Origin of the sequence: Flavobacterium sp. S87F.05.LMB.W.Kidney.N, from assembly GCF_004366435.1 — a bacterium.
In the GTDB taxonomy this organism is placed as follows: domain Bacteria; phylum Bacteroidota; class Bacteroidia; order Flavobacteriales; family Flavobacteriaceae; genus Flavobacterium.
Genome location: NZ_SODX01000002.1, coordinates 604,621 through 622,815, shown reverse-complemented (window position 1 = coordinate 622,815; position 18,195 = coordinate 604,621). Strand labels below are relative to the sequence as shown.

Here is an 18,195-nt window from a genome sequence, read left to right as displayed (position 1 = left end):
AAACCAACCTGTTCAATATTCGATTTAAATCTTAACAAAAATGTTAGTGTAATATTTTTTTCCTGTAGCAGCGTCTGTCGTTACAGATAATCCGAAGTGCGAATAATCACCTTCGATATTTTCTTTGTGACCAGGGCTGTCCAACCAGGCTCTCAAAGCTGCTTCGGGAGTTTTATAGTTGTAGGCAACGTTCTCACCAACTTTTTTAGCTCCCAAAACATCTGTGAGATTTTTAGATCTTTCAGTAAAATCATTATGGTTTACAACATTATTTTCAATCATATATTTATTATGCTCTTCACATTTATAAGATATATGATTAATGCGTTCCAAAGCATTTAAACCAATACTCACACGGTATTCGTTTATTAGCTTCATGGTTTGTATTTCTGTATCGTTGTAAGTATAATTGGCAACAAGCGTTTCGACAGGAGTATTATCCACGCTTCCTTCGGCAGTCTCAGCAGAACATGAGTTCATTGCGATAAGAATCGCAATGAACAACATGATGCGCATAATCTTTTTCATAATCAACAGCATTTAGCGGTTTAAAGTAAATGTTGGGGCAAATCCTTTAAATTTATTTTTGAATAATTATCGTCTGATTTCTGTACCAAACATATTCAATTTACCGTTAAACTACAAAATTAATCGATGAACTACATGTGTTTTTTTCTTTTACCTATAAAAAACTTACAAATTAAGAAGAAAGTCGATCAATCTTCCACGTAAAATCAGATTGACTTGTATAGCGTATTCTGTCATGAAGCCTATTAGCTCTTCCCTGCCAGAATTCAACTTGCAGTGGAGTAACTAAATAACCACCCCAATTATCTGGTCGGGGAATTGATTTTCCTTCAAATTCTGATTCTAGTTTTTTCAAGTTTTCTTCCAAGAAAGTTCTTGACGGAATCACTTCACTTTGATTAGAAACAATTGCACCAAGTTTACTTCCTTCTGGGCGGGAATCAAAATAATTATCAGAAATAATCTCAGAAGTTTTTTGTGCAATTCCTTTTATGATTACCTGACGTTCCATTTCCTGCCAGAAAAAAGACAAACAAACATTTGGGTTCGCTTCTATCGCTTTTCCTTTTTCAGAATTATAATTGGTATAAAATATAAATCCTTCTTCAGAGAATTTCTTTAACAAAACAACACGCGATTTTGGAAATCCGTCCAAACCAATTGTCGAAACTGTCATGGCATTTACTTCTCCACTTCCTCCGAAATCTTCTGCTTCATGAAACCATCTATTAAATAAATTAATAGGATCTTCAGGAATGTTAGTTTCCAGTAATTCGCTTTTTTCGTAGGATCTTCTATAATTACTTAAATCATTCATGATTTTATATTTTAGATATTAGATTACAGATTTTAGATTTTTTTGTTTCAGGTTTCAAGTTGTCAGGCTGAGCGATCCCGAAGCTCCGGGAGAAGCCTCTCGTGCTACAAAAGCCCTTTTCCCGGAGCTTCGGGATCGCTCAGGGTGACATCCATTTTTCGCGTTCCTAAACTTAGTATCTTAGTACCTCAGCCCCTTAGAATCTTAGATCAAAATTCAAAACTCACCCCATCATCACCCAAAAGTACATTAGGAAAAACGGTTTTAGCTTCTTCTTTAAAACGTTCAATTTCGTCATATCGTGTTGAATAATGACCTAAAACCAAATATTTCACATTGGCTTTTAAAGCAATTCTAGCCGCTTCTTTTGCCGTGGAATGCAATGTTTTTAATGCTAAACGCGCTTCAGATTCTAAAAATGTAGATTCATGATATAAGACATCTGTATCCTTGATAATCGGAATCACATCTTCGTTATAAACTGTGTCTGAACAAAAGGCATAGCTTTTTGGCGGTTCGGGATCAAAACTCAGTTTTTCATTTTCAATTACAGTTCCGTCATCCAGAGTAACATTGCCGCCGTTTTTTATCTTTTGATAATAAGCAATATGAACATCGTAATGCTGAACAGCTTCAACATTCAGCTTGCGCTCAGCTGGTTTTTCTTGAAATAAAAATCCGTTGGTATAAACGCGGTGTTTCAGTGGAATTGTTTTAACGATGACTTTATTATCTTCAAAAATTACTTCACTTTCTTTTGATTCCAATTCATGGAAAAACAGGCTGTAAGTTGTCCACGATTCTGTCAATTTTAATTGAAGCAGAATAAGCTCTTTAATTCCTTTTGGACCATAAATATGCAGATCGGTTGTTCTTCCTAAAAGGGAAAAAGTCGAAATCGTACCGATCAATCCATAAAGATGATCTCCATGAAGATGCGAAATAAAAATGTGATTAATCTTTGAGAATTTAATCTTATTTTTTCGAAGCTGAACCTGAGTTCCCTCTCCACAATCAATTAAAAATAATCGGCTTTTAATTTCTAAAACCTGCGAAGTTGGGTTGGTAAGCGTTCTGGGAGTTGCGGCATAACAGCCAAGTATAGTCAACTTCATTTTAGATTGTTGATTTTAGATTTTAGATTGATGAAATATTTTAGAATTGATAAAAGCATTTTAGATTTAGTAACAATCTAAAATCTAAAATCTAAAATCTGAAATCTAAAATCCTAAGTCTCTTTCGATTTCTTCCATTTCGATAATATCGTGCGCTTCTAAAAGAGAAGGAACCACAACCAATTTATCTGAAATAGCATTAAAATCAAGATCAGAAGCAACAATTACGAAAGATTTTTTTGCTTTTTTGTGAGCTTTAGAAAGCGGTAAAAAAGCTTTTAAATCATTTTCTGACAGCTTAGAATCTGATGATAAATCGATTATAATATTTTGTTTTTCAAAGGTTTTAAACTGCTGCGTAACTTTTTCAAGGAAAGAATTTACATCTCCTTGTGTATCTTTAATAGTAACGGTATGTCCTTTTTGATCTACTTTCATTTTTTAATTTGTGGGGCTTATATAAAAATTGATTTTCTAAGAGCTAAGGTACGAAGTTTTTTTATTTTTTTGTTTCAAGTTTTAGGTTTCAGATTTCAAGTTTGTCAGGCTGAGCGATCCCGAGGCTTCGGCAGAAGCCACTTTTAGTATTAAAAAAGCACTCTCCCAAAGCCTCGGGATCGCTCAGTGTGACATTCTTTCAAAACTGAAAAACGCGATCAAAAAACTGTTACTGAGACTGAAAACTGCGACTAGAAGCTACTGAATCTTAGAAGCCAGTAAATAAATAACCGCCATTCTAATCGCAACACCATTCTCCACCTGATTTAAGATAACAGAATGATCAGAATCTGCTACTTCAGAAGTAATCTCCACTCCTCTATTGATTGGTCCTGGGTGCATGATTACAATTTCTTTTCCAAGAGAATCCAAAAGCGGTTTATCAACTCCATACTGTTGCGCGTATTCGCGTGTTGATGGAAAGAAATTTACATCCATACGTTCATTTTGTACACGAAGCATGTTGGCAACATCGCACCATTCTAATGCTTTTCTTAAATTCGGCTCAACCGTAACACCAAGCGATTCAATATATCTCGGAATCAGCGTTTTTGGTCCGCATACTTTTACTTCTGCACCCTGCATTTGCAAAGCGTAAATGTTTGATAAGGCAACTCTTGAATGCAGGATATCTCCAACGATAACTACTTTTTTTCCGGCAACATCACCCAGCTTTTCTCTAATAGAATAACTGTCTAATAAAGCCTGCGTTGGATGTTCGTGCGCACCGTCTCCAGCGTTTACAATACTGGCTTTGACATTTTTAGATAAAAAATAAGCCGCTCCGGGATTGGAGTGGCGCATTACAACCATATCAACTTTCATCGAAAGGATATTATTTACAGTATCAATCAGAGTTTCTCCTTTTTTAACCGATGACTGCGCTGCAGAAAAACTAATAACATCCGCAGAAAGACGTTTCTGCGCTAATTCAAAGGAAAGTTTGGTTCTGGTACTATTTTCAAAGAAAATATTGGCAATGGTAATATCTCGTAATGAAGGAACTTTTTTAATTGGTCGGTTAATGACTTCTTTAAAATGATCTGCCGTTTCAAAAATCAGGTTAATATCATTTTCGTTGATATATTTGATTCCTAATAAATGATTTACGCTTAATTCTTTCATTTTTATTATTTATTTGTTTATTCTTTGAATTGTTTAATCGTTTTTTTCAAATCGTTTAATCGGTCTATCTGCCGATTAAACAATTAACCGGTTAACCGATTAAACTAATTCGTTACTAAGTGAACAACATCTTCACCATCATTTTCTTTCCAGCTCACTTTTACTTTTTCGCCATTAATAGCATCTACTTGACGGCCTCTGTAATCGGGTTGAATTGGTAAATTACGGCTGAAGCGTCTGTCTATTAAAACTAATAATTCAATTTCTGATGGTCTTCCAAAAGATTGAATCGCGGTTAATGCAGAACGAATGCTTCGCCCCGTAAACAATACATCATCAATAAAAATGACTTTTTTGTCTTCGACTATAAAATTGATTTGCGTTTTATTGGCTTCAAGTGGTTTATCAGTACGACGGAAATCATCTCTAAAAAAAGTGATGTCTAGATATCCCAAAGAAATTTCAGGAACCTTGTATTCGTCTTCTAATATTTGTTTTAAACGTTCAGCTAAAAAAACACCTCTTGGCTGAATTCCCACTAAAATAGTATCGGAGAAATCAAGATGTTTTTCGATTAACTGACAAGCCAAACGATGGAGTATGATAGTAACTTCTTTTGAATTAAGTAATACTTTTTGGCTCATAAGTAATTGTAATGTTTGGTTTGCAAATATACGGAATCTGATTTTATTTGTTGGGGTGTTGGGGTTGGAAATATTTTTTTTTGGATTTAGATAAAAAATCATTTATCACTTATTTATTTACTAATAAACAATTGTATTAAAAAATTGATTTTTTTGCTGATATTGCCGATTTATAAAACTAAATTGTTTAGTAAATATAACAATAGCCATTTACTTAATCATAAAACTCAAAAAGATATTAAAAAAGAAAAATTCATTTTAATAGATAATTTTAAGTATAAAATTATATTTTAGCTTCAAATTAACTCTACTTACTTATAATAGCGAAATAGTTTTTTATCTACTACATTATTTCACAGTAAATTATAATTCTATAAAATTCATAAAAAATATGGCACCAATTAAAAGAATTAAAACAAAATCCTTGAAGACAAAATTTGGAGAATTAACTGTCTTCACTCAAACTATGAAAATAAAAGATGTACTGCATATTTATTATGTTGCAGTTAGAGGTAAGGACGAAGAAGAAGGCTCTGTTCAAAGAGTATTAAACAAACAAAGAATAAATTCTATTAAAAAATATGTTTTAGAAGGTAATGTTTTTTACAGCACATTTATATTAAATTGGACAGATACAAAGCTAAAACCTGATTTTAAAAACGATGAAATTTCAATCCCAATAGTTCCCTCTGCTGCCCAAGCAATTGATGGCCAACATCGACTTGTGGGTTTAGCAGAAGCTTTAAAAGAAGATGATACAATTGGCGAAAAAGAAATACTTGTTACATTAAGCTTAAACCTAACAACAAAAGAGGCTGCAAGAATTTTTATAAACATAAATTCTGAACAAAGACCTGTTCCAATGAGTTTAATCTATGATCTGTTTGGAGAAATAGAAAATGATACAAACCACTCTATAAATCGTTCAACAGATATTGCTGAAGAATTGAATGAAAATACCGAATCACCATATTATGGAGCAATTAAATATCCTGGCCAACCTAAAGGAGTTGGTTTTGTAGATTTATCGACCGTTGTGAGTTCTCTTAAAAAGCATCTTGAATCTGATGGTGTTTTTGCCAGCCATAAACTTACAAATCTTCAAAATCAAAAAGTTGTAATATTGAATTATTTTACTGCATTGAAATTCTATTATGATAAAGAAGATATATGGACAAACAAAAGCAAAAATCCTTTTTTAACAAACGCAGGCTTTTTCGGAGCAATTGAACATTTAATAAAAAATCTTTTAATTAAGTGTGCAGAGAAAAAATCTTTTAAAGTAGAGGATTTTAAATCCCTACTTGATTTACCAAAAGGAGAACTAATACAAAGAACCGACTTAAGAAACCTTGAAGGAAAATCTCAAAGAAAAGCAATAGTTGATTTTTTACAAGAAAATTACCTTAAATCTCTTCCTAATCAAGATGAATATGAGTTTTGATAGATATAGAGCACAGACATTATGTGAAAATCTTCTTGGTTGTGCAGATTTTAATTCTTTTCGCTTATCTAACTTTGAAACATTAACTCTAAATAGAGCAGATGCCTATGCTTTTAGAAATTCATTACAAGAAGATGCTAGTGATTTTTATTACAAAGGATATTTGACGCTATTAGATAGTCTTAATAGTTTTCAAAATAGAAATTATTCTTGGGCTATAATAAAAGGATATTATTCTGTTTTTTATATGATTAAAGCAGATTTAGCAATTAGAGATTATGGACTAATAAGACATAAAGCAATTTATTATTTAGAAGCAAAAGATGGCGCAACACCAGTAACAAAAGGCATTCGAGGGAATAACAGATCTAATTATTCTGGAGATCATAAATCCGCGATTAATTATTATAAAGATTTATTTAATAGATCTGATATTTTATTATCTCAAAACATAGACGGTCTAAATGCTTATGAATGGTTAATGAAGAAAAGAGAACAAGTTAACTATCAGGAAAGATATTTTAACGAGCCTAAACATCCAAGTTTTTTAGAATATATAGACAATCAAATTCAATCTGGAAATTTTATAAATTTAGTATCAGAAATAATCAATGATAATACATTTGTAAAAACTTTTCAAAATGAATTTGCACCATTAGCAATACCGATCAAAAGAACATTACTAACAAAAAAAAACTTCGCAAATAATGGTATTGAAATAAATTTCACTTCCGAACAAATTGAATACTTGAAAAATTACAGTGATTATCTTATAATAGAAAATTCTTAGTAAACCTTTGTGAAGTTCCGACTTCACAGTAATTTAATAAACAGATTATAATTAGTAGGTTAGAAATCATAAGACTTCGAACAGCAATTGTACTTATTACATCATATCCCAATCCTAAAACTTTTTCCAAAAATTGTATAAAACATTTTCCTGATTGTTGAAGTAATTTTATTATTGAACTTAAAAACTCAACATCATGCAAAATAAAATACTAAGATTGTTAATGGTATTCGTTATACTATTTTCATTTACAAGCTGCGAACTAGTAGGAGACATTTTTAAAGCCGGAATGGGATTCGGAATATTTATCGTAATTTTTATTGTTGCGATTATAATCTGGATTTTCGCAAAAATGTTCGGACGTAAATAGACACAAATAAAAAATTAAAAAATCCCAAATTCCAAATTTAAATTGGAGTTTGGGATTTTTTTATGAGTGTAGAATAAAGTCAATCTTTGCGGAGCTTCTCGTGAAGATTTCTCCCTTCGGTCGAAATGACAAAAATGCGCTAATCAACTTTATAATTTATCTTTTATCAAAGCTCCCAAAATTGGAATTTGGTCCCGAAGCTTCGGGATTAATATTGGAATTTAAAAAATTAAAGATTGTACATCTTCTTTCTTTGTTCCTGAATTTTTTCATCATCAAGATATTCATCAAATGTCATGTAACGATCGATAACTCCGTTTGGTGTCAACTCTACGATTCTGTTACCAACAGTCTGTGCAAACTCGTGGTCATGAGTGGTGAAAATTACAGAACCTTTAAAGTTTTTCAACGAGTTGTTAAAAGCTGTAATAGATTCCAAATCTAAGTGATTTGTTGGCTCGTCCAGCATTAAAACGTTAGCACGCTCCATCATCATTCTAGAAAGCATACAACGCACTTTTTCTCCTCCAGATAAAACTCTAGACGTTTTTAAAGCTTCTTCTCCAGAGAAAATCATTTTTCCTAAGAAACCACGAATAAATACCTCATCACGCTCTTCCTCTGTTTTCGCATATTGGCGTAACCAATCTACTAAAGTCAAATCGTTTTCGAAGAACTTGTGGTTTTCAGCTGGTAAATAAGCTTGGTTAGTTGTAATTCCCCAGTCAAAAGTTCCAGAATCTGCTTTTTGTTCACCGTTTAAGATTTCGTAGAAAGCTGTTGTAGCACGTGAATCTTTAGAGAAAAGAACGATTTTATCGCCTTTTGCCATATTCAAATGAACATCTTTAAATAAAACTTCCCCATCCACAGATGCAGATAAATGTTCTACATTTAAAATCTGATCTCCAGCCTCACGGTCCTGATCAAAAATAATGGCAGGGTAACGACGGCTTGATGGTTTGATTTCAGAAATGTTCAATTTAGAAATCATTTTTTTACGAGAAGTTGCTTGTTTAGATTTCGCAACGTTTGCACTAAAACGACGAATAAATTCTTCCAATTCTTGTTTCTTCTCTTCTGCTTTTTTGTTCTGCTGTGCACGTTGTTTTGCCGCTAATTGGCTAGACTCGTACCAGAATGTATAGTTTCCTGAGTAGTGATTAATTTTTCCGAAATCAATATCAGAAATATGTGTACAAACCGCATCTAAAAAGTGACGGTCGTGCGATACAACGATTACAGTGTTTTCGTAGTTTGCCAAGAAGTTTTCTAACCAAGCGATTGTCTCGAAATCCAGATCGTTGGTAGGCTCATCCATTATAAGCAAATCGGGATTTCCGAAAAGCGCCTGCGCCAAAAGCACACGAACTTTCATTTTTCCTTCCATATCGCCCATTAAAGTATAATGATCTGCTTCTGTGATACCTAAGTTAGACAACATCGCAGCTGCATCAGAATCTGCGTTCCATCCGTTCATTTCTTCAAACTGAACCTGAAGCTCCCCTATTCTGTCTGCATTGGCATCGTTATAATCTAAATAAAGTTCATCCATTTCTTTTTTAACAGCATACAAAACTTTATTCCCCATTAAAACGGTTTCCAAAACAGTATGTTCGTCGAACATGTTGTGATTTTGGTTTAAAACCGACATACGTTTTCCCGGCTCTAAATGAATGTGCCCAGAAGTCGGATCGATATCACCCGAAATAACTTTTAAGAAAGTTGATTTTCCAGCACCATTGGCTCCAATAACGCCGTAAATATTTCCGTGAGTGAAAGTGGTATTTACTTCGTCAAACAAAATTCGTTTGCCAAATTGAACTGATAAATTATTGACTGTTAACATGAATGTCTTTTTAATTAATTTGGTGCAAAAGTACGGAAAAAGGTTCAGAGTTGCAAAGATGTCGGAATGTGAAATGTAAATTGTAAAATATGAAATGATTACCCTAAAAACTTCTAACTTCTAAGCTTTTACAATTTACTTTCCTTAGCCAGCGCAACTTCCAGACTTTCAAAATTCGGAAGGACTTTAGAAATTAAACCTTCTTTATTAAGAATAAAATGTGTTGGAAATGAATTCAACTGCAAAGATTCATTCATATATTCTTTCATATCTGGAATTACCGAATATGACAATGGTTTTCTAGCCAAAAATGTTTTTAATTGTTCTGGTGAATCTTCGGCTAAACTCATAAAAACAATATCTTTTCGATCTTTGTATTCTTCAACCAATTTATTGACTTGCGGAAATTCTTTTATACAAGGTGTACAATGAATGTACCAGCATTTTATCACGATAATTTTTCCTTTCATGGATTCGTTGGTCACTAAATTTCCATTTAAATCCTTAAAGGAGAATTTCGGAAAAACAGTTCCTTCCATTTTATAATTTTTGTAAGAGTCAAAACCAATCTGATTGATTGTCGCTTTTATGCTTGTATCTGTCTTTGGCAGAATTTTGAACAACTTATAATAGTATGTAGAGTTATCTGATTTTAACCGAATTGGAATAAAATTTCCATTTGCTAATTGATCCAAAAAAGCCTCTTTCGAAATTTCTTTAGAAGAAGAATCAAGAGCTGTAAAATCTCGCGAAAGCATTATTTTTTTATTCTGATAAACCGACCATTCAGTATAACTTTTCTGAATTTGAATGGGATCAACTTCAGGATTTCCGAATTTGTTTTGGGCCGAACAGAAATTAAGAATTAAAAGAAAAGTATTTATGTAAATGAATTTATGCATGAGTTTTAATCAGATATAATGAGATTCAAAAGTACTTAAAAATCTATGGAGTTTTTAGAACAAAACTTTTACTTTTTTACAACTACAAATGACAGCTTGGCTAATTTTGACAATTTCACTGTGTAAAAAATAAAATTAAACAGATTGTCATTCTTTTTTGAAAGTTTATTTAAATGTTAATGCGATTTCCTTATATTCGCAAAAAATTCTGACTAAAAATGACGTTTCCTTTTCAATTTGAAATTTTTGAAAAAACTTTTTACTGGCATTTTATATTTGAAACGTTAGCTTTTTTTGTTGGAATAAGAATGTATTATTTTTTAAAAAAGAGAACTCAAGATTCAATATCAGACACCAATCGTTTAGTTATTATGATCGGAGCAATGGTTGGAGCGTTGATCGGATCGCGATTTATTGCTTTATTAGAAAATCCATCTCAAATAACCCATCAAACTTTTTTAACCTTATATCAAAATAAAACGGTTGCAGGCGGGTTTCTAGGAGGATTATTTGGTGTCGAGCTTATAAAAAAAGCGATTAGAGAAAAATCTTCGTCGGGAGATTTATACGTAATTCCAATAATAACTGCTTTGTTTATTGGACGTATTGGATGTTTTTCGATGGGAATGGCAGAACCTACTTACGGCATAGAAACTAACTTTTTTACAGGAATTAATTTAGGTGACGGTTTAAAAAGACATCCTATTGCATTATATGAAATGTTTTTCATGATTCTGCTTTTCATCTTTTTTCAAAGTATAAAAAATAAAGCGCTGCTGAATGGTGACCGTTTTAAAATCTTTATGATTTTATATTTTCTATTTCGTTTTTTAATTGAATTTTTAAAACCATACGAGCCTTTGCTGCTTAATTTGAGCAGTATACAATGGAGCTCTATCTTAATTTTTGTTTACTATTGGAAATTTCTTTACAGGGAATTTTCCTTTAGCTATAAATAAAAAACGTACTTTATAACATAAAAATATTTTAATGAAAACTCGCGACTATATATTTTACGATTACACCAAGAGTCTATGTCATCAATGTCTGGCACTTGTAGATACAAAAATTGTATTTCAGGACGATAAAGTTTGGATGCTCAAACATTGTAAAACACATGGTGAATCAAAGTCGATGATTGCGGATGATGTAAATTATTATAAACAATTACGTAATTACAACAAGCAGTCTGAAATGCCCCTAAAATTCAATACAAAAGTGCATTACGGATGTCCTTACGACTGCGGATTATGTACAGATCATGAACAGCATTCTTGTCTGACGATTGTAGAAGTTACAGACCGATGTAATTTAGCATGTCCTACTTGCTATGCAAACTCAGCTCCAAACTATGGAAGACACCGGACTTTAGAAGAAATAGAAAAAATGTTTGATGCTGTTGTGGCTAATGAAGGAGAACCCGATGTTGTTCAGATTTCTGGAGGAGAACCAACAGTACATCCAGAATTTTTTAAAATTTTAGATATAGCCAAAAGCAAACCAATCAAGCATTTAATGCTTAATACAAATGGTATTCGAATTGCAAAAGACATCAAATTTGTAGAAACATTGGCTACGTATATGCCTGACTTTGAAATTTATTTGCAGTTTGACAGTTTTAAACCAGAAGTATTAGAAAAATTACGAGGCGAAGACCTAACAGAAGTACGCAAAAAAGCAATAGAAAATTTAAATCAGTTTAATATCTCAACCACACTAGTAATCACACTGCAAAAAGGAGAAAATGACGATGAGATTGGAAAAATAATTGAGTATGCATTACAACAGAAATGTGTTCGTGGTGTCACTTTTCAACCTACACAGGTTGCAGGCAGAAATGACAACTATGATGATATTTCGGGAAGAATAACCTTGACAGAAGTACGAAGAAAAATTTACGAGCAATATCCACTTTTTACACCTCAGGACCTCATTCCTGTTCCTTGTAATCCAGACGCTTTGTGTATGGCATATGCTCTTAAAATAGATGGCGAAGTTTTTCCAATGACTCATTTAATAAACCCAGAAGATTTGTTAAACAACTCAAAAAATACAATTGTTTTTGAGCATGATGAAAAACTAAAAACACATATGCTTAACTTATTTAGTACTGGTATTTCTGTGGATTGTGCAGAAGGAGAATTTAATGAATTGATGTGCTGTCTGCCAAGAGTTCAGTCAGATACCTTGAATTATAATAACTTATTTCGAATTTTAATTATGAATTTTATGGATGCCCATGATTTTGATGTAAGAGCTGTAAAAAAATCATGTGTTCACATTGTAAGCGATAAAATGAAAATTATTCCATTCGAAACCATGAATTTATTTTACAGGGATAATAAAATTGAAAAAATCCGACAAGAATTAACTGTCTAGTTATTTAAATTAGTCTGAAATATGGAAGCATTAATACTTATTGGCGTTATTTTTACAGCAATGTTCTTGATTGGTCTAATTGGTTTAATTTTTAGAAAAGAAGACAAAAAATTTTATTTAACCTTAATGTTAATTCCTATTGTCATTACCGTAATTGGATTTGGAACATGTGCATTAATAATAAGCGGTCTGTAACTTTATAATTTAACTCACCTAGAAAAAGATCTAAATATGGGAGATTTTTTAGCTTCAGCAGGATGTCTAGCTGCCTTAGCAAGTGTACTTGCTTTTTTTATCGGATTATTCCGTTTGATATTTATATCAGATGACAAAAATACATCATTAAAAATAATCTTGTATTCTGTGATTGGTTTTGTAATTGGCTTTGGTACATGTGCTGCAAATTTTTCATTGGGAGGAATGCACTAAAAAAAACCTGGCAATAAAAATTGCCAGGTTCATAATGCGCTAGTTGAGGCAAAAACCAAATAACAAATTACCTCAATTCACAGCATTTAAGAAATAAAAATTAGGTTAAAAAATAAATAACCAAACTCAATTTTAACCGTCCCAATTTTCTTATTTCTAAATTTTCAATCATTTATATTAGTTTAGAAAGTTCATTACTTTCAATGACTTTTTGTGACCTGATTTATCTGTTACTATTACAACAAAAATTTGTTTACTAGCAAAACTCGGGCTATTAAGTAGTACCTCTTTGTTGTTTTGAATATTTCTATGACTTGTAACAGTTTGCCCTATTGTATTAAATACGTCAACTTGAGTAATATCTCCTGTTTCATTCGCTACTGATAAGGTATTGTTTTTAAAATAAGCTACTGTCGCATTACTTTCAGCCGAAATATCGTCCACCGCTAATGTTTTTGCTGTAGCTTGTGACGCAAAATAAGCCGCGTACGCTTTAGATAATTCAGATGAATTACCGCAAGAAGATGCATCCCAGTTTACAGACCAAGTCATTAAACCTCTTAAAGAAGGATATGGCCCGCCTGGCTGCAGAGTGTATGTTCTTCCTGAAAAAGTAGTTCCGTTTCTTAAATAATCCATAGCATTAATTCCTTCTGTAGGAGTTAAGTAACCGCTGCCTGCTGCGCTCGGACAAGCTGGTAATGCAATAAGAACTTTTGAGGCTGGTAAACCATCAAAATGCATTCCCGTCGAAGCAATGTTGTACCCTTTTATTATCATATCAGTTAAGGCTGTTACCATGTTTGCTTTCTTAGCCGTTCCATAATATTGACCATCTAATCCGTTTTCTCCTCCCGTATTATATAACTGTACAGCTAACAAATCCAGTTCATTACGCAAGTTTTGAATGATTGGAAGAAATGATCCGAAAGTATCCGTATAAGTAGTATATCCTCCTTGTACATATTGTGTTTCTGGAGCTGCGGTTAATAAAAATCCAGGGCCATAATATGCTTTTAATTCTTTAAAAGCATCTACTACGTTTTTCAATCTTGGATAAGCAGAAATACCCGCATACGAAATATCTCTTAAATTTCCTGCACTAAAATTCATCGATCCGCCTTCAAAATCAATATCAACTCCATCAAATTGATACTCATCAATAATTGCTTTTAGACCATTAACAAAAATATTTTTTTGAGTTACATTGTCTAAAACAACATGTCCATTTTGACCTCCAATAGAAACAATAACAGGAACTCCGCTGTCTCTTAAGGATTTTATGTCGTTTTTTAATAATTGTTTATTGAAAACACCATTAGTCAAATATCTAGTATCATTTGTAGTTAATACTGGTGTATAACCATCACGATTCACTGTTTCTACGAAAGAATAATCCACTACGTTAAACTTACTTCCCACCATTTGAGAAAAATATAAAAATGGAGCAGCAGTATTTTCCCAAGAATGTGCATATCCTAAAATAACTTTAGATGGAAGCGGAATGAATCTATTCGTGCTCACTGGAGCAATTTTAATAGTATTGTTGAATGTAGTTACCGCAGCTTTATTATCCGTCGCTTTGATTACAACTGGATAATCCTGATATGCAGATGGTGTAAAATTATACGTATAAGTATTATTTGTACCTGCTGTCATGTTAAATGTACCTCCGTTTATTGTAATTGTAACACCCGAAACTGATCCGTCACTATCAACAGCTGTAACAGAAATTGGCACAACTTGGAAAGAACTTTGGTTTACAGTTGTGTTCGATGGTGAATTCCAAGTAATGACAGGCACTGCATTTGGACAGTTTGCACCTGAACAAGTCAATGTAAAACTATATGTTTTTGAATCTGTTGTTCCATTTGATGCTGTAGCCGTAACCGTTAATGTATGAGAAAGCGAAAACTGATTTGCAGCTGGTGTCCAAACCGCTGTATAAGTTCCAGAAGAATTAGTAGCGCTCAAATTTTGTCCGTCTAAACTAAATGCAACAGAAGAAATTGTAGTGGCATCTGCAGCACTTAATCCAACACTTGCAACAAAATTAATCGATGATCCTAAATTTATAGCAATCGCCGAAGCTGTTGGTGCTGTAATAGCAACCACAGGCTTAGTCGTAACTACCGCTTGTGTATTGAAATTATAAACTGTCGGCGTTGTCGGAACAGCAAAGTTTGCCAGATTATTTGGAAAATAAGCTACTTCTCCATTTTGCCATGAATTTAATTTCAAACTTAAAACCTGTGTATAACCGGCTACAACTGAATTATCAAAAGTATAATTTCCTGATGCATCTGTTGTTGCCAAAACACTTTTCCAGTTATGAGTATTATCTGTCCATGGTAAAACCAATTCAACTTTAGCATTTGCTACTGGGGTTGAACCATTTTTCACAGTTCCGCTAATTAAATTTGCAGCCATTGCTAACGCTGCTTTAGCTGTTGAACTGGTATTGAAATTATAAACCGTTGGATTGGCAGGAACAGGGAAGTTTGCTAGATTATTTGGAAAATAATTTACTTCTCCGTTTTCCCAAGTATTTAATTTTAAACTTGTAACTGTTGTATAACCTGCTACAACTGAATTATCAAAACTGTATTTTCCTTGCGCATCGGTTACAGCAATAACGCTTTTCCAGTTGTGTGTGCTGTCTGTCCAAGGTAAAACCAATTCTACTTTGGCACCAGCAACTGGAGTTGTTCCATTTTTAACCGTTCCGCTAATTTTGTTCGTTCCAACTACCACTACATCTTGAGAGAAGTTTAATGTTTTGTTGGCATTCAAATTAGAATAAACTGTCGAAGCCGGCGTATACGTTTGACCTGTTAAGGCTGCGGTTACTGTATAATTTCCGCCTGACGGTAAGCTAAGTGAATAAGTACCGCTTGCATTTGTAACAGCAGCATAACTTCCTCCTGTAAAAGAAGCTGTAACAGTTACTCCTGAAACGGGAGTTGTATTGTTTAAAACAGTTCCGCTTACGGTATAATTAACAACTGCTGCACCTTGTGTAAAATTCAACGTTTTGTTTGCGTCGATAGCATTATAAACTGTTGAAGCCGGAGCATAAGAGAATCCAGTTTTTGCAGCTGTAACTGTAAAGTTAAGTCCTGCTGTTAAACCTGTGATGCTGTAAACACCGCTTGCGTTTGAAACTGCTGTTAATGTTGTACTTCCTGAAACTGCAGAAACAGTTACGCCAGAAACTGGAGTTGTTCCATTTAAAACTGTTCCACTAACTGTATATGTTGGCTGAGTTCCATTAATAACTACTGCGGTTTGATTAACTGTAACGTTTGTTAAAGTTACAAGAGTAAAACTATAAGTCGTTTTTAAAGCTGTTAATGTATAGTTTTGTCCCGAAGTTAGATTGTTGAATGTAAAATTTCCTCCTGTAGAAACCACAGTTTGAATAACAGTATTACTTGCATTACGCAATTCAACCGTAACATCTGGAATTAAAGCTGATCCGTTTTTTACAGAACCTGAGATACTTACTGTTCCAGCAACAATGCTTCCGAAAGAAGTATCAACCTGTGTTAGTAAAGAATTTGGAACTGAACCTCTGGTATCCTGAGATAATTCCCAAACCATACCTCCAGCTAAATTTCTTGATTTTATATATTGTACTTTTAAATCCATTGACTGCTTATCTTCATAAGAGATAAACTGTTTTAGAGTCGAATTGTACAAATAAGGAACTTTGGTTGTATTATCAAAGTAACGTACCCATCCTGCTGAAGCCGCAGCTGGAGTAACTAACATGGTATTTGGATCTAAATAAGGATGAGAATTTGTAACTGGATTTCCAACTAAATCGCAGATTTCAATACTTCCTGATTTTTCACACGCTGCAGGACCATCCCATGTACCTGTTGGATTTTGCGGATTGGTACATCCAGCAACAATATCTCTTGGTGCAGAAACGAATAATCCAGGTAAATTTGGATTGGTTCCGTTATTTGCCACATGGTCAAATTTCTTTCCGTAGAAAGGAAGCCCCATGATTAATTTATTTGCAGGAAAACCAACTACGTTTAAATATTGATTTGTTAGTTCATCTAATGATTCTGACTGTGTTGCGCCATAAAGCGGATCGTTTGTGTTTCCACTTGAATATAAAGGTGCGTTGTAGCATGTTTTGTCATACCAGTTCCCACCAAAATCATATCCAAAATAAGTTATATAATCGCAATATGTCGAAATATCTTCTGTCATTCCGTATTGTGATCTGTTTGTTGGTCCTAAATATTGCTGTGCTACTTTTCTAACGTTGTTTCCAGCAGCAATTGTAATTAATTTATTTGGCATTGCCTGACGCATAGCTTTTAATAAGTATACCAAGTTTTTGTTGTCATCAGGACTGTATTTTTGCGGAGGAATTGGAGCTCCGTTAATCACTTCTGTACCATCAGTTCCTCCAGAAAGAGGATATTCCCAATCAATGTCAAAACCATCAATAAAAGGATAGGTAACAATAAAGTTTGCCATATCTGCAGCCAAAGCAGCTCTTGCCACCGGGCTTGCTGCAATTGGAGAAAGATCCTGACCTTTCGTCCAACCTCCTACAGAAATTAAAACTTTTAAATGAGGATACTTTTGTTTGAGTTTCATTAGGTCATAAAAATTACCTTTAACAGGAGCATCCCACGGAATTCCACCTTCCATATGCTCAAAATCAGCATAGGTATCCAAGCATTGTAATTTTGTATTCTCAGGATGGGCAGGATCATAACTTGTGCCATAAAAAGAATAATTCAAATGCGTCAATTTACTTCCATCAATTTTGGGAATATTAAAATCCCTAGCATAGATAGACCATTGTGCATAATATCCCACTACTTTTTTTCCGTGAGCTGGTTGTGCCAACGCGAGCATGGGAAACAGTAACAAAAAGAGCAATCTGTAATAATGTTTCATAGTTAATAAATATTTGATTAATAGAAAATAAATAATTGGGCCGCAGATCTCAAAAGCATCTGGGTTTCGCTCAACTGCAGGTTGGAAGGCTGCTGTCGACTGGGAAATAAACTCAAATTACATTCTATAGATAAATATTACTATTACCGATTTTTTTATAATCAATAGCAAATAGTAGTGATTGATATTTATTTATAATTTTTAAAAAATTAATATTAAATACAAATGATAAATTTGGGACGACTCATCAATCTATACTCTTCTTTTTGTCATGTTTTTTTATTCTTTCTATTTAGTTTTTTAAAGGTTAATACTCTATTATTGGTTATTTTTTATACTTACTTATGACTTGAATTCATTTTAAAATTCTAATTTG

Annotated in this window: 16 protein-coding genes; 7 read left to right on the top strand and 9 right to left on the bottom strand. The window is 33.2% G+C overall.

The window, feature by feature from the left end; all coding sequences use genetic code 11:
- Nucleotides 1-24 precede the first annotated feature (24 nt).
- The 6 genes from EDB96_RS08535 to pyrR form a co-directional block, all read right to left on the bottom strand.
- Nucleotides 25-528 carry a CAP domain-containing protein gene (locus EDB96_RS08535; RefSeq protein ID WP_166669281.1) on the bottom strand — a complete coding sequence of 168 codons (504 nt, stop codon included), beginning with the start codon at nucleotides 526-528 and terminating at the stop codon, nucleotides 25-27.
- Between the two features lie 172 nt (nucleotides 529-700).
- Nucleotides 701-1,345: a pyridoxamine 5'-phosphate oxidase gene (gene pdxH / locus EDB96_RS08530; protein WP_134140149.1), complete on the bottom strand. Its 645-nt coding sequence runs from the start codon at nucleotides 1,343-1,345 to the stop codon at nucleotides 701-703.
- A gap of 209 nt (nucleotides 1,346-1,554) precedes the next feature.
- The gene (locus EDB96_RS08525) at nucleotides 1,555-2,460 is read right to left on the bottom strand and encodes a ribonuclease Z (RefSeq protein WP_057116458.1); all 906 of its coding nucleotides are present in this window, start codon (nucleotides 2,458-2,460) and stop codon (nucleotides 1,555-1,557) included.
- 105 nt (nucleotides 2,461-2,565) lie between these two features.
- A complete protein-coding gene (locus EDB96_RS08520) occupies nucleotides 2,566-2,898 on the bottom strand; it encodes a hypothetical protein (RefSeq protein WP_057116459.1) in 333 nt (110 codons plus the stop codon).
- 258 nt (nucleotides 2,899-3,156) lie between these two features.
- Nucleotides 3,157-4,083, bottom strand: a complete 927-nt coding sequence (locus EDB96_RS08515) for an aspartate carbamoyltransferase catalytic subunit (RefSeq protein WP_029273654.1) — start codon at nucleotides 4,081-4,083, stop codon at nucleotides 3,157-3,159.
- A gap of 104 nt (nucleotides 4,084-4,187) precedes the next feature.
- Complete coding sequence (gene pyrR, locus EDB96_RS08510; RefSeq protein WP_057116460.1) at nucleotides 4,188-4,727, bottom strand: bifunctional pyr operon transcriptional regulator/uracil phosphoribosyltransferase PyrR; 540 nt, start codon at nucleotides 4,725-4,727, stop codon at nucleotides 4,188-4,190.
- A 391-nt stretch (nucleotides 4,728-5,118) separates the two neighbouring features.
- On the opposite strand from pyrR, the gene EDB96_RS08505 reads away from it, so the two are divergent.
- The 3 genes from EDB96_RS08505 to EDB96_RS21040 all read left to right on the top strand — a co-directional run bounded on the left by EDB96_RS08505 (nucleotide 5,119) and on the right by EDB96_RS21040 (nucleotide 7,331).
- On the top strand, nucleotides 5,119-6,171 hold the full coding sequence (locus EDB96_RS08505) for a DGQHR domain-containing protein (RefSeq protein ID WP_208326188.1): 1,053 nt from the start codon (nucleotides 5,119-5,121) through the stop codon (nucleotides 6,169-6,171).
- Nucleotides 6,161-6,961 carry a hypothetical protein gene (locus tag EDB96_RS08500; protein ID WP_134140147.1) on the top strand — a complete coding sequence of 267 codons (801 nt, stop codon included), beginning with the start codon at nucleotides 6,161-6,163 and terminating at the stop codon, nucleotides 6,959-6,961. The genes EDB96_RS08505 and EDB96_RS08500 overlap by 11 nt, the downstream gene beginning before the upstream one ends.
- 196 nt (nucleotides 6,962-7,157) lie before the next feature.
- Nucleotides 7,158-7,331 (top strand): hypothetical protein, encoded by a 174-nt coding sequence (locus tag EDB96_RS21040; RefSeq protein ID WP_166669280.1) that lies wholly within the window; start codon nucleotides 7,158-7,160, stop codon nucleotides 7,329-7,331.
- Between the two features lie 229 nt (nucleotides 7,332-7,560).
- Here the strand turns inward: EDB96_RS21040 and EDB96_RS08495 are convergent, their stop codons facing one another.
- Together EDB96_RS08495 and EDB96_RS08490 are read right to left on the bottom strand one after the other, a co-directional pair.
- A complete protein-coding gene (locus EDB96_RS08495) occupies nucleotides 7,561-9,180 on the bottom strand; it encodes an ABC-F family ATP-binding cassette domain-containing protein (protein ID WP_057116462.1) in 1,620 nt (539 codons plus the stop codon).
- A gap of 128 nt (nucleotides 9,181-9,308) precedes the next feature.
- Nucleotides 9,309-10,082: a TlpA family protein disulfide reductase gene (locus EDB96_RS08490; protein ID WP_134140146.1), complete on the bottom strand. Its 774-nt coding sequence runs from the start codon at nucleotides 10,080-10,082 to the stop codon at nucleotides 9,309-9,311.
- Nucleotides 10,083-10,300: 218 nt separating this feature from the next.
- Here EDB96_RS08490 and EDB96_RS08485 point away from each other — a divergent pair, with 218 nt between their 5' ends.
- Genes EDB96_RS08485 through EDB96_RS08475 form a run of 4 tightly spaced genes read left to right on the top strand, consistent with a single transcriptional unit; the run spans nucleotide 10,301 to nucleotide 12,890 of the window.
- The gene (locus EDB96_RS08485; protein ID WP_134140144.1) at nucleotides 10,301-11,041 is read left to right on the top strand and encodes a prolipoprotein diacylglyceryl transferase family protein; all 741 of its coding nucleotides are present in this window, start codon (nucleotides 10,301-10,303) and stop codon (nucleotides 11,039-11,041) included.
- A gap of 31 nt (nucleotides 11,042-11,072) precedes the next feature.
- Entirely contained in the window at nucleotides 11,073-12,461 is a 1,389-nt protein-coding gene (locus EDB96_RS08480; protein ID WP_134140142.1) for a radical SAM protein, read from the top strand.
- Nucleotides 12,462-12,482: 21 nt separating this feature from the next.
- The gene (locus EDB96_RS21035; protein WP_157848506.1) at nucleotides 12,483-12,656 is read left to right on the top strand and encodes a hypothetical protein; all 174 of its coding nucleotides are present in this window, start codon (nucleotides 12,483-12,485) and stop codon (nucleotides 12,654-12,656) included.
- Between the two features lie 36 nt (nucleotides 12,657-12,692).
- Nucleotides 12,693-12,890 carry a hypothetical protein gene (locus EDB96_RS08475; protein WP_057116466.1) on the top strand — a complete coding sequence of 66 codons (198 nt, stop codon included), beginning with the start codon at nucleotides 12,693-12,695 and terminating at the stop codon, nucleotides 12,888-12,890.
- A gap of 177 nt (nucleotides 12,891-13,067) precedes the next feature.
- Here the strand turns inward: EDB96_RS08475 and chiA are convergent, their stop codons facing one another.
- On the bottom strand, nucleotides 13,068-17,819 hold the full coding sequence (gene chiA, locus EDB96_RS08470) for a T9SS-translocated chitinase ChiA (protein ID WP_134140141.1): 4,752 nt from the start codon (nucleotides 17,817-17,819) through the stop codon (nucleotides 13,068-13,070).
- Nucleotides 17,820-18,195: the final 376 nt, after the last annotated feature.

Bases quoted from the DNA above. Each gene is read 5' to 3' on its own strand.
- EDB96_RS08535 (WP_166669281.1), bottom strand. From the start codon at position 528: ATGAAAAAGATTATGCGCATCATGTTGTTCATTGCGATTCTTATCGCA.
- pdxH (WP_134140149.1), bottom strand. From the start codon at position 1,345: ATGAATGATTTAAGTAATTATAGAAGATCCTACGAAAAAAGCGAATTA.
- EDB96_RS08525 (WP_057116458.1), bottom strand. From the start codon at position 2,460: ATGAAGTTGACTATACTTGGCTGTTATGCCGCAACTCCCAGAACGCTT.
- EDB96_RS08520 (WP_057116459.1), bottom strand. From the start codon at position 2,898: ATGAAAGTAGATCAAAAAGGACATACCGTTACTATTAAAGATACACAA.
- EDB96_RS08515 (WP_029273654.1), bottom strand. From the start codon at position 4,083: ATGAAAGAATTAAGCGTAAATCATTTATTAGGAATCAAATATATCAAC.
- pyrR (WP_057116460.1), bottom strand. From the start codon at position 4,727: ATGAGCCAAAAAGTATTACTTAATTCAAAAGAAGTTACTATCATACTC.
- EDB96_RS08505 (WP_208326188.1), top strand. From the start codon at position 5,119: ATGGCACCAATTAAAAGAATTAAAACAAAATCCTTGAAGACAAAATTT.
- EDB96_RS08500 (WP_134140147.1), top strand. From the start codon at position 6,161: ATGAGTTTTGATAGATATAGAGCACAGACATTATGTGAAAATCTTCTT.
- EDB96_RS21040 (WP_166669280.1), top strand. From the start codon at position 7,158: ATGCAAAATAAAATACTAAGATTGTTAATGGTATTCGTTATACTATTT.
- EDB96_RS08495 (WP_057116462.1), bottom strand. From the start codon at position 9,180: ATGTTAACAGTCAATAATTTATCAGTTCAATTTGGCAAACGAATTTTG.
- EDB96_RS08490 (WP_134140146.1), bottom strand. From the start codon at position 10,082: ATGCATAAATTCATTTACATAAATACTTTTCTTTTAATTCTTAATTTC.
- EDB96_RS08485 (WP_134140144.1), top strand. From the start codon at position 10,301: ATGACGTTTCCTTTTCAATTTGAAATTTTTGAAAAAACTTTTTACTGG.
- EDB96_RS08480 (WP_134140142.1), top strand. From the start codon at position 11,073: ATGAAAACTCGCGACTATATATTTTACGATTACACCAAGAGTCTATGT.
- EDB96_RS21035 (WP_157848506.1), top strand. From the start codon at position 12,483: ATGGAAGCATTAATACTTATTGGCGTTATTTTTACAGCAATGTTCTTG.
- EDB96_RS08475 (WP_057116466.1), top strand. From the start codon at position 12,693: ATGGGAGATTTTTTAGCTTCAGCAGGATGTCTAGCTGCCTTAGCAAGT.
- chiA (WP_134140141.1), bottom strand. From the start codon at position 17,819: ATGAAACATTATTACAGATTGCTCTTTTTGTTACTGTTTCCCATGCTC.